9 protein-coding genes are annotated in these 9,418 nt (G+C 66.5%); 5 read left to right on the forward strand and 4 right to left on the reverse strand.

Going from position 1 to position 9,418, the window contains the following annotated elements:
• Positions 1-75: 75 nt before the first annotated feature.
• The 5 genes from J0M27_RS16280 to J0M27_RS16300 are packed head-to-tail and all read left to right on the forward strand — an operon-like array spanning position 76 to position 4,082.
• Positions 76-1,167, forward strand: a complete 1,092-nt coding sequence (locus J0M27_RS16280) for a 4Fe-4S dicluster domain-containing protein (protein WP_294993986.1) — start codon at positions 76-78, stop codon at positions 1,165-1,167.
• A 10-nt stretch (positions 1,168-1,177) separates the two neighbouring features.
• Complete coding sequence (dsrP, locus tag J0M27_RS16285; protein WP_294993988.1) at positions 1,178-2,395, forward strand: sulfate reduction electron transfer complex DsrMKJOP subunit DsrP; 1,218 nt, start codon at positions 1,178-1,180, stop codon at positions 2,393-2,395.
• A 10-nt stretch (positions 2,396-2,405) separates the two neighbouring features.
• Complete coding sequence (locus J0M27_RS16290; protein ID WP_294993990.1) at positions 2,406-3,224, forward strand: hypothetical protein; 819 nt, start codon at positions 2,406-2,408, stop codon at positions 3,222-3,224.
• A gap of 10 nt (positions 3,225-3,234) precedes the next feature.
• Entirely contained in the window at positions 3,235-3,657 is a 423-nt protein-coding gene (locus tag J0M27_RS16295; protein WP_294993993.1) for a hypothetical protein, read from the forward strand.
• Positions 3,658-3,659: 2 nt separating this feature from the next.
• Entirely contained in the window at positions 3,660-4,082 is a 423-nt protein-coding gene (locus J0M27_RS16300) for a hemerythrin domain-containing protein (RefSeq protein ID WP_294993996.1), read from the forward strand.
• Between the two features lie 39 nt (positions 4,083-4,121).
• On the opposite strand, the gene J0M27_RS16305 is transcribed toward J0M27_RS16300, so the two are convergent.
• The 4 genes from J0M27_RS16305 to J0M27_RS16320 are packed head-to-tail and all read right to left on the reverse strand — an operon-like array spanning position 4,122 to position 9,404.
• Positions 4,122-4,331 (reverse strand): formate dehydrogenase subunit delta, encoded by a 210-nt coding sequence (locus J0M27_RS16305; RefSeq protein WP_294993999.1) that lies wholly within the window; start codon positions 4,329-4,331, stop codon positions 4,122-4,124.
• A complete protein-coding gene (fdhD, locus tag J0M27_RS16310) occupies positions 4,328-5,119 on the reverse strand; it encodes a formate dehydrogenase accessory sulfurtransferase FdhD (RefSeq protein ID WP_294994001.1) in 792 nt (263 codons plus the stop codon). The genes J0M27_RS16305 and fdhD overlap by 4 nt, the downstream gene beginning before the upstream one ends.
• Positions 5,116-7,914 (reverse strand): formate dehydrogenase subunit alpha, encoded by a 2,799-nt coding sequence (gene fdhF / locus J0M27_RS16315; RefSeq protein ID WP_294994003.1) that lies wholly within the window; start codon positions 7,912-7,914, stop codon positions 5,116-5,118. Before fdhF ends, fdhD begins: the two co-directional genes overlap by 4 nt.
• The gene (locus J0M27_RS16320; RefSeq protein ID WP_294994011.1) at positions 7,911-9,404 is read right to left on the reverse strand and encodes a formate dehydrogenase beta subunit; all 1,494 of its coding nucleotides are present in this window, start codon (positions 9,402-9,404) and stop codon (positions 7,911-7,913) included. Before J0M27_RS16320 ends, fdhF begins: the two co-directional genes overlap by 4 nt.
• Positions 9,405-9,418: the final 14 nt, after the last annotated feature.

Here is a 9,418-nt window from a genome sequence, read left to right on the forward strand (position 1 = left end):
TTCCAATGCAGGATGGTGGCCGAATTTGCCGTGAAGCCTGCCGCTTCGCAATTTACCCCCCTATTGGAGGAAGACGTGGCCATCAACCAAAAGCCCTGCGCCGGCGCCGCCCAGGACCGACCATCCGACTGCCCGGTGCAGCCCGCATCCGCCGATCCCGCGGCGAACCAACTGAAGACCACGCGTCGCGACTTCCTCCGCGCCGGCGGCATGCTCAGCCTGTCCTCGCTGATGGGCACGGCGGCGCTGATGACCCAGTCGGACAACGCCAACGCGGCGGTCGAGTGGGGCGAGCATTTCCAGAAGAACTACCGGCTGATGACCACCGAAGAGAAGAACGAGGCGCGCCTGCGGCTGGAAAGGCGCTATTCGGACGAATACGGCAAGAAAGTCAGCGTCGACACCACCGAGGCGCAGCCCGGCATGCTGATGGGTTACGCGCTGAACATCCGCAAATGCATCGGCTGCCGCCGCTGCGTGCATGCCTGCGTGGCCGAGAACAACCAGTCGCGCGGCCCGCGCCCCGGCGAAAAGATCGAATGGATCCAGGTGCTGCGCATGGAGCGCGGCAAGTTCGAGCAGGAGAAGATGAACCACGGCTACCCGGAGGGCCTCGGCATCCAGGTCGGCGGCAACGCCTACACGCCGGCCGGCCAGGTGCTCGAAGGCCAGTACCACTACAACCCCAAGGCGGTGCCCGAAGCCGACGCCACCTACATGCCGATCGCCTGCATGCAGTGCGAGAAGCCGCCCTGCGTCAAGGTCTGCCCGGTGCGCACCACCTACCGCGAGGGCGACGGCCCGGTGGTGATCGACTACAACTGGTGCATCGGCTGCAAGATGTGCATGAATGCCTGTCCGTACTGGGCACGCCGTTTCAACCTCACCACGCCGGTGCTGCCGAAGGAAGAGATGAACCCGGTGACCCACTATCTCGGCAACCGGCCGCGCATGCGCGGCGTGGTCGAGAAATGCCACTGGTGCCTGCAGCGCACCCGCCACAACCGCTACCCGGCCTGCGTCGAGGTCTGCCCGGTCGGCGCGCGCAAGTTCGGCAACCTGCTCGATCCGGAAAGCGAAGTGAGCAAAATCCTCGAGCGCAAGAACGTGTTCCGCCTCAAGGCCGAGCTCAACACCTTCCCGAAATTCTTCTACTTCTACGATTGAGGAGCGGACCGTGCTGACCAGCTTCCTGACCGATTACACGCGCTACGTCCTCAAGGGCGGCAAGCAGTTCTACACTTGGATGGGCGTGCTTTCCGCCTTCATCCTCGCCATGCTTTTTGTCTTCTACCTGCAGAACACCGACGGCCTGATCGTCACCGGCATGACCAGCCAGATCAGCGACGGTCTCTACCTCGCCAACCTGGTGTTCCTGGTCGGCGTGGCGGCCGGGGCGGTGACCATCGTCTTCCCGGCCTATGTCTATCACCACGAGGGCATGCACAAGGTGGCCGTGCTGGGCGAAATGCTGGCAATCACCGCCGTGATCATGGTGATGGTGTTCGTCTTCGCCCACATGGGCCGGCCCGACCGCCTGTGGCACATGATTCCGCCGCGCGGCATTTACAGCTTCTCGTCGATGCTGGGCTGGGACGTGATGGTGCTGAACGGCTACCTGATCCTCAACTTCGTCTGCGGCTTTTACTACCTGTGGTGCAAATACACCGGCAACCCGGTCAACCAGAAATGGTTCATCCCGCTGGTGTATGTCGCGATCGCCTGGGCGCTGTCGATCCATACCGTGACGGCCTTCCTGATGGCCAACAACCCGGCGCGTCCGATGTGGTTCCACAGCATGATGCCGATCCGCTTCATCGCCACGGCCTTTGCCGCCGGCCCGGCGCTGATCATCCTGATCTTCCTGATCATCCGCAAGAACACGAAGTTCTGGGTCGATGACAGCGCGATCAAGCTGCTCACCACCATCGTCCAGTTCTGCCTGGGCATCGCCATCTTCCTCACCCTGTCGGAAGTCGTGATCGAGCTCTATGCCCGCACCGAGCATGCCAACGGGCTCTACTACCTGATGTTCGGCCTGCACGGCCTCACCGCCCTGGTACCGTGGTTCTGGAGTTCGGTGGTGCTGATGATCGGCGCCTTCGTGATGTTCTTCATGCCGTCGTTCCGCAATGACTTCGACAAGCTGCGGATCCCGTGCGCGATGGCCTTCGCCGGCATCTGGATCGAGAAGGGCATGGGCCTGATCGTCCCCGGCTACATCCCCTCGCCGATCGGCGAAGTCACCGAATACCACCCGAGCTTCGTCGAGTGGCTGATGGTGCTGGGCATCTGGGCCTTCGGCTTCTTCATCCTGACCATCCTGCTCAAGGGCGCCATCGGCATCCTGCTGGGCGAGATCAAACACGGCGGCCCGGCGGCCGCCGTCAAGTGAGGCTGCCATCATGAGAAAGCTCGCATCCCTGTCCGTGATCCTGGCCCTGTGCGGCGGCGCGTTCTATGCCGTCTCCGCCGCCGAAAAGGCGGCGGAACCCGCCAAGGAAGCGGCGGCGGCAAAAACGCCGCTCGAATGTTTCGAAAGCCGCAAGGGCGCCTCCGAGCTCACCCAGCGCGACGTCCAACCCGGCTGGCCCAACGTCAAGTGTTCGCCGACCACCGGCGCCGCGCTGTGGTACGGCGACCCCTATGACGGCACGGTGCCGATGGGCAAGATGCCGGGGCTGGACATCGCCGAGGGCAAGGCGGTGGTCAAGCCGCGCACGGAAAAGCTGGCGCTGATGCCGATGTGCGGCGTCTCTTGCCACAACGGCGTCGGCCCGGCCTTCAATCCGCCCAAGCTGCCGAAGGACAAGAAGCCGGCACCGGTACCGACCATGGAAGCAATGGTGCCCGACCTGGCGAACTTCCAGCACGGCCGCGGTCGCATCTGGTGCATGGACTGCCACCACACGACCCAGCGCAACATGCTGGTCGACCACTTCGGCGATCCGGTCAGCTTCGACCAGCCCCAGCTCCTGTGCGGCAAGTGCCACGGCGACAAGCTGCGCGACTGGCGTGACGGCATCCACGGCAAGCGCATCGGCGAATTCGTCAGCACCGGCAAGAAGCGCTGGTTCACCTGCACCGAGTGCCACAACCCGCACAACGTCCAGGACGGCGCGCGCAACAAGGGCTTCATCCAGGTGCAACCGGAGCCTTCGCCGCAGTTGCCGCGCGGCATGGCCAACGCCGACCACGAAAAGCTGCACCCCATCCCGCACTGATCCGGTGCCGATGTCCGATACACCGGAAAAGCCACTCCGCGGCGACCCGACCTGGGTCGCCCCGGCGCTGACGCGCGACGAAAAAACGCGCCACGTCGGCAAGACGCCGGTGTTCTTCGGGCCGCCGCTGGCCATTCACACCGACGGCCTGAAGAACGCGATGGAGATCAGCGGCCGTCTCAACCGCACCGCCGAGCGCTACATGGAGCTGATTGGCCGTCACGGCGTCGAGCTCACCGAGCCGGAACGCCGCTGCATCGCCCACATCTGCCACATCGGTTTCATGTCGCCGCTGGAAATCCGCGAGCTGCCCTTCGAGGTGAGCCTGACCCGCTTCGAGTGCGAGGGCCTGGACAAGGCCGCGCTGACCAAAAAGCTGGAAGCGGCGAGCTTCGCCGACCTGGTGGCGGTGGTCGAATCCCTGGGCTTCTGACCATGGCAAACCGTGTCGACTGGAACCCGCGCCACGCCGTGGGCAATGAAATCCTTGATGCCCAGCATCGGGATCTCCTGGCGCGCTGCAATGCGCTGGGCGACTGCCTCGCGGCGGACGGTCCCGACACCGACCCCGAGGCCGACCGCCGTTTCGATCTCGCCTTCGAGGAACTGATGGCGCTCGCCCGCGCGCACTTCGCCGCCGAAGAGGCGCTGTTGGCGGCCCGGGGATTTGCCGGGCTCGATTCGCTGCGCAACGAAGTCGAGGAGTTCAACTTTCTCGCCGCCGAAATCGTCACACCCGCGAACTTCGACCGGCAGGAACTGCAAACCTTCCTCAGCCTTTGGTGGGCGGGCCATGTCGCCGGCACCGCCGGCGAGCATCGTGCCAGTCTGGCCGGGCCACCGGCGGAATCGCCGTAGTCCCGGCGCCGTCCCGCGGGATACCGCTTCGCATAACTCTTACAAACGCCGCAGTGCCTCGCGCACCAGCGGCTTGAGCCGCGCCTCGTCGGCGGTGCCCAGGCTGGCGAGGATCTGCTGGCGCATGCGCGGATCCCAACTGCGCTTGAGGTGGCTGGCGACGTCGGCCACCGCCTGCTCACGATCCGGCATGGCTTCGAAGAAGGCGCCAATCTGGTTGGCCATGGCGATCAGCTTTTCCAGATTCATGCGAGCACCTCACGGCTCGGCTGCGGCGCCGTGTAGCCGACACAACGGTCGTCGCGCAGGAAGCCGAACAAGGCCAGATTGAATTTCTCCGCAAGCCGAACTGCCGTGGCGGTCGGTGCCGACACCGCCGCCAGCGTGCCGACGCGCAGCGCGACGGCCTTCTGCACCATCTCGACGCTGGCGCGGCTGGTGATGATCAGCGCATCGCCGGAGGCATCGATGCCCTCGCGCGCCAAGGCGCCCAGGGTCTTGTCCAGCGCGTTGTGGCGGCCGACATCCTCGCGCACGTGGCTGATCGCGCCGTCGCGGCCAACGCGGCAGGCGGCGTGGGTGGCGCCGGTCGCCTGCTGCAGCCGCTGCTGCTCCGGCAGCGCGCGCATCCCGGCGTAAAGCGCGTCCAGCGGAAACGCCTCGCCGGCAGGCAGCGGCGTCAGTTCGCGCAGCACCTGGTCCAGGCTCTCGGTGCCGCACAGGCCGCAGCCGGTGCGCCCGGCGAGGCTGCGGCGACGCTCCTTGAGGCGCATGAAGTCGCCGGCGGCAATTTCGACTTTCAAGGTGATGCCGGCCACGGATTCCTCGACCTCGATGCCGAAGATGTCGCCGCGCCGCGCCACGATGCCCTCCGACAGGCTGAAGCCGACGGCGAAGTCTTCAAGGTCGGATGGAGTCGCCAGCATCACGGCATGGCTGATGCCGTTGTATTCGAAGGCGACCGGTGTCTCGACCGCCAACTGGTCGGAACGCGCAACGCCCTCGCGCCAGACGCGGCCTTGTTCGACCGGCTTCATGCGCCGCCGGACCGCGATACCTGCACCGCCGTGACTTTGTACTCGGGGCAGTTGGTGGCCCAGTCGGAGTTCTCGGTGGTGATCACGTTGGCGCCGGATTCGGGAAAGTGGAAGGTGGTGTAGACCACGCCCGGCGCCACGCGCTCGGTGACGGTGGCCGGCAACAGGGTGCGGCCGACGCGCGATTCCACGGCGACGCGGTCGCCTTCGCGGATGCCGCGCTCCTCGGCGTCATGCGGGTGGATCTCCAGCAGGTCGGCGGCATAGAAGTCGGTGTTGGCGGTACGCCGTGTCTGTGCGCCGACGTTGTACTGCGAGAGCACGCGGCCGGTGGTCAACAGCAGGGGGAAGCGGCGCGTGACCTTCTCGTCGGTCGGCACGTACTGCGTGACCAGGAAGCGGCCCTTGCCGCGCACGAACGCATCCACGTGCATGGTCGGCGTGCCTTCCGGCGCCGCATCATTGCAGGGCCACTGGATCGAACCCATCTGCTCCAGCCTGGCGTAGCTGACGCCGGCGAAACTCGGCGTCAGGCGCGCGATCTCGTCCATGATCTGGCTCGGGTGTGCGTAGTGCATCTCGTAACCCAGGGCCTTGGCCAGCGCCAGCGTGGTTTCCCAGTCAGCCTTGCCGGCCAGCGGCGGCATGACGCGGCGCACGCGCGAGATGCGGCGCTCGGCGTTGGTGAAGGTTCCATCCTTTTCGAGGAAGGAAGCGCCGGGCAGGAAGACATGGGCGTACTTCGCGGTTTCGTTCACGAACAGGTCCTGCACCACCACGCACTCCATCGCGGCCAGCGCCGCCGTGACGTGCTGCGTGTTCGGGTCGGACTGCGCCGGGTCCTCGCCCTGGCAGTAGAGGCCCATGAAGGAACCGTCGAGGGCGGCATCGAGCATGTTGGGAATGCGCAGGCCGGGCTCGGACTGGATTTGTACGCCCCAGTCGCGCTCGAAGAGTTGGCGCGTCGCCGTGTCCGACACATGGCGGTAGCCGGGCAGCTCGTGCGGGAAGCTGCCCATGTCGCAGGAACCCTGCACGTTGTTCTGTCCGCGCAGCGGATTGACGCCGACGCCCTCGCGGCCGACATTGCCGGTGGCCATGGCCAGGTTGGCGATGGCGATCACCGCCGTCGAGCCCTGCGAATGTTCGGTGACGCCCAGGCCGTAGTAGATCGCCGCGTTTTTGCGTCCATTCACGCCGGTGGCGTACAGGCGTGCCGCGGCGCGTACTGAGGCAGCCGGCACGCCGCTGGCGGCCTCCAGCGCCTCAGGCGAATTTTCCGGCCGCGCGGCGAACTCGCGCCAGTCGGCAAACGCCTTCGCTTCGCAACGCGCGGCGACGAAAGCCTCATCGACCAGACCCTCGCTGACGATGACGTGGGCCATGGCCGAGAGCACGGCGACGTTGGTGCCGGGCCGCAGTTGCAGGTGATGGGCGGCGCGCACATGGGGCGAACTCACCAGGTCGATGGCGCGAGGATCGATCACGATCAGTTGCGCGCCCTCGCGCACGCGGCGCTTGAGGCGCGAGGCGAACACCGGATGGGCGTCACTCGGGTTGGCGCCGATCACGACGATGACATCGGCCTGCTCGACGGACTTGAAGGTCTGCGTGCCGGCCGACTCGCCCAGGGTCTGCTTGAGGCCGTAGCCGGTCGGCGAATGGCAGACGCGGGCGCAGGTGTCGACGTTGTTGTTGCCGAAGGCGGTGCGCACCAGCTTCTGTACCAGGTAGTCCTCTTCGTTGGTGCAGCGGCTGGAGACGATGGCGCCGATCGAGTTGGTACCGTGCTTGGCCTGGATGCGGCGGAATTCCTTCGCGGTATGGCTCAGCGCTTCCTCCCACGACACCTCGCGCCAGGGATCGCTGATCTTCTCGCGGATCATGGGTTTGGTGACGCGGTCGGGGTGGGTGGCGTAGCCCCAGGCGAAGCGGCCCTTGACGCAGGCGTGGCCTTCGTTGGCACGCCCCTCGTCGGCGGGCACCATGCGCACGACCTGCGTCCCTTTGACCTCGGCACGGAAGCCGCAGCCGACGCCGCAGTAGGCGCAGGTGGTGGCGACGCTGCGCTCGGCCTGGCCCAGGTCGATCACCGTCTTCTCAACGAGCGTCGCCGTCGGGCAGGCCTTGACGCAGGCGCCGCAGGAAACGCAGTCGGAGGCCATGAAGGACTCGCCCTGCCCCGCCGTGACGCGCGAGCCGAAGCCGCGCCCGGTGATGGTCAACGCAAACGTGCCCTGGGTTTCCTCGCAGGCGCGCACGCAGCGGTTGCAGACGATGCACTTGGCCGGGTCGTAGCTGAAGTAGGGGTTGGATTCGTCTTTCGCCGTTTCGGTGAAATGGTTCTCTCCCGGGTTTGCGTCACTGGTGCCGTAGCGCACTTCGCGCAGCCCGACCACGCCGGCCATATCCTGCAACTCGCAGTCGCCGTTGGCGGCGCAGGTCAGGCAATCCAGCGGATGGTCGGAGATATAAAGCTCCATGACATTGCGCCGCAGCTTGGCCAGTTGCGGCGACTGGGTGCGCACCTTCATGCCGGCTTCGGCCGGCGTGGTGCAGGAGGACGGATAGCCTTTGCGTCCCTCGATTTCGACCAGGCACAGGCGGCAGGAGCCGAAGGGCTTGAGGCCCTCGCTGTCGCACAGTTTGGGGATCATCACGCCGGCGGCAACACCGGCGCGCAAGAGCGGGGTACCGGCCGGAACGCTGACGGCGATGCCGTCGATTTCCAGAGTCACCGTATCGCCAGCGCCGACTCTTGCGCCAGCCATGTTGAGTTCCTGCGGAGCATTCATGCGAAATCCTCCGGAAAGTGATTCAGGGCCGACATCACTGGAATCGGCGTCATGCTGCCCATGGCACAGGCCGAGCCCTGCACCATGGTTTCGCAGAGGTCTTCCAGCAATTCAATTTGCGCGGCATCGCCGGCGCGGATGCGGTCGATGACTTCAACGCCGCGCGTGGAGCCGATGCGGCAGGGCGTGCATTTGCCGCAGGATTCGATGGCGCAGAACTTCATCGCGTAACGCGCCTGTTTCGCCATGTCCACCGTGTCGTCGAAGGCGACGATGCCGCCGTGACCGAGGCCGGCACCGATGGATGCAAAGGCCTCGTAGTCCAGCGGCGTGTCGAATTGCGGCTCGGCAAGATAGGCGCCCAGCGGCCCGCCCACCTGCACCGCGCGCAGCGGCCGGCCCGAACGCGAACCGCCGCCGAAGTCGTAAAGCAGTTCGCGCAAGGTCACGCCGAATGGCACTTCGACCAGGCCGCCATGGCGGATGTTGCCGGCGAGCTGGAAGGGCAAGGTGCCACGCGAGCGCCCGATGCCCAGGTCGCGATAGGCCGCCGCGCCACCGGCGAGGATGTCGGGCACGCTGGCCAGGGTGATCACGTTGTGGATCAGCGTCGGCCGCCCGAACAGGCCTTCGATCGCCGGCAGCGGCGGCTTGGAGCGAACGATGCCGCGCTTGCCCTCGATGCTTTCCAGGAGCGCGGTTTCCTCGCCGCAAACGTAGGAGCCGGCGCCCTTGCGCACCTCGATCTTGAATTGACCGAGGAAATCGCCGGCCGCCGTCAGGGCCGCCTGCAGCGCGGCGATGGCATGCGGGTATTCCGAACGCACATAGATATAGCCGCGATTCGCGCCCACCGCGAGTCCGGCGATGGCCATGCCTTCGAGCAGGCAGAAGGGGTCGCCCTCCATCAGCATGCGATCCGAGAAAGTGCCGGAATCGCCCTCGTCGGCATTGCACACCACGTACTTCTGCGTCCCTGCCGTGTCATGCACGGTGCGCCACTTGATGCCGGCGGGAAAGGCCGCGCCGCCGCGCCCGCGCAGGCCGGAATCGGCGATGGCCTGCACGATCGCGGCCGGCGCAACGGCAGGCGCCCGGCGCAGGCCTTCGCCGCCGCCACGCGCGACGTAATCGGTCAGCGAGCGCGGATCGACCACGCCCAGGCGCTGGGTTACCCGCCGTTCCTGCCGCGCCAGCCAGGGAATCTGCTCGGTGGGCCCGAGCCGCAGCGGGTGGTCTCCGCCAGCGAGAAAATTCGCGGCGAACAAGCTGCCGACCATATCGACCGTCACCGGACCATAGGCGATGCGCCCCTGCGGCGTGACCACCTCGACCAGCGGCTCCAGCCAGACCATGCCGCGTGTGCCGTTGCGCACCAGGCGCAGTTCGATGCCGCGCGCGGCGGCCGTGGCGGCGATCGCGTCGGCCACGGCATCGGCACCCAGGGCCAGGGCGGCGGCATCGCCGGGAAGGTAGATGGTGGCCCTCATCGCTCCGACTCCAG

Origin of the sequence: Sulfuritalea sp. (assembly GCF_017302275.1) — a bacterium.
Classification (GTDB): Bacteria; Pseudomonadota; Gammaproteobacteria; order Burkholderiales; family Rhodocyclaceae; genus Sulfuritalea.

What these genes read in the sequence shown, in the direction of transcription:
- J0M27_RS16295 (WP_294993993.1), top strand. Translation starts at nt 3,235, where the DNA reads ATGTCCGATACACCGGAAAAGCCACTCCGCGGCGACCCGACCTGGGTC.
- J0M27_RS16320 (WP_294994011.1), bottom strand. Translation starts at nt 9,404, where the DNA reads ATGAGGGCCACCATCTACCTTCCCGGCGATGCCGCCGCCCTGGCCCTG.
- fdhD (WP_294994001.1), bottom strand. Translation starts at nt 5,119, where the DNA reads ATGAAGCCGGTCGAACAAGGCCGCGTCTGGCGCGAGGGCGTTGCGCGT.
- fdhF (WP_294994003.1), bottom strand. Translation starts at nt 7,914, where the DNA reads ATGAATGCTCCGCAGGAACTCAACATGGCTGGCGCAAGAGTCGGCGCT.
- J0M27_RS16305 (WP_294993999.1), bottom strand. Translation starts at nt 4,331, where the DNA reads ATGAATCTGGAAAAGCTGATCGCCATGGCCAACCAGATTGGCGCCTTC.
- J0M27_RS16290 (WP_294993990.1), top strand. Translation starts at nt 2,406, where the DNA reads ATGAGAAAGCTCGCATCCCTGTCCGTGATCCTGGCCCTGTGCGGCGGC.
- J0M27_RS16300 (WP_294993996.1), top strand. Translation starts at nt 3,660, where the DNA reads ATGGCAAACCGTGTCGACTGGAACCCGCGCCACGCCGTGGGCAATGAA.